This is a genomic window from Pseudomonas typographi (assembly GCF_014694385.1).
Taxonomy (GTDB): Bacteria; Pseudomonadota; Gammaproteobacteria; order Pseudomonadales; family Pseudomonadaceae; genus Aquipseudomonas; species Aquipseudomonas typographi.
This window is the reverse complement of sequence record NZ_JAAOCA010000165.1, coordinates 1-272: the sequence shown is the minus strand read 5'-3', so window position 1 is coordinate 272 and position 272 is coordinate 1. Positions and strand designations below refer to the sequence as shown.

Here is a 272-nt window from a genome sequence, read left to right as displayed (position 1 = left end):
GCCAGGAGGCGCTTTCCACCGGCTCTTTGACGAATAGCGAGCCTTCCGCGCAGACCGTGCGCTCGTCCAAGGCCCCGATCCGCTTCATTCTCGGCCGGGCCTCCACCGGCGGGGTGCTGGTCTGGGCCCAGGAGCAAAGCGGTAGCCAAGCCGATGGCGAATGGGTGCACCTGGTCTACGTGCTGAGCGAGGGCGCGGTCGATGGCCTTGAAGACATCATGCTCGGCGAAGAGTCGATCAGTACCTATGGCGCCTATGCGACCTATGAGCTG

1 protein-coding gene is annotated in these 272 nt (G+C 64.3%); it reads left to right on the top strand.

All coding sequences use genetic code 11. The annotated features are described in order from the left end of the window. On the top strand, positions 1–272 hold a 272-nt coding region (locus HAQ05_RS29740; RefSeq protein WP_190427750.1), incomplete at both ends, for a hypothetical protein.